1 protein-coding gene is annotated in these 474 nt (G+C 71.3%); it reads right to left on the bottom strand.

What is annotated here, in order from left to right:
* The coding region (locus ACFHWE_RS23690) for an AMP-binding protein (RefSeq protein WP_416604092.1) at nucleotides 1-474 on the bottom strand (474 nt) is incomplete at both ends.

Raw genomic sequence — 474 nt, 5'->3', positions numbered from 1 at the left:
CGAACGTCTCCGGATACTCATCCAACAGCAGATTGAACAGCCCCGCCGACAACCACAGCGTGGTCACACCCTCCGCCGCAGCCAACGCCGCGATCCGCCCCGGCTCGGGAGAGCGCTCCGGCTGCAACACACACGCCGCACCCGACACCAGCGCACCCCAGAACTCCAGCACGAACCCGTCCCAGGACACCGGAGCGCACTGCAACCACACCTGATCCGGACCGAAGTCGGCGAAGTCCTGCCCCAGGAACGTGCCCACCACCGCACGGTGCGGAGCCAGCACCCCCTTGGGCCGACCCGTCGACCCCGACGTGAACATCACACACACCCCGTCGGCCGGGTCGAGGACCACCGCCGGCGGTGTCCGGGGCAGGGACGCGATCACGGCCGCGTCGGCGTCCACCAGGACCGGTGCGTGCGGCGTGTCCACCCGCCCGGCCAGCCCCTCACGGGTCACCAGGAACGCCGCCCCCG

This window comes from Nocardiopsis sp. LOL_012, assembly GCF_048060475.1.
In the GTDB taxonomy this organism is placed as follows: Bacteria; Actinomycetota; Actinomycetes; order Streptosporangiales; family Streptosporangiaceae; genus Nocardiopsis.
Note: the sequence above shows the minus strand (reverse complement) of the source record. Positions and strands in the feature narration are given on the sequence as shown.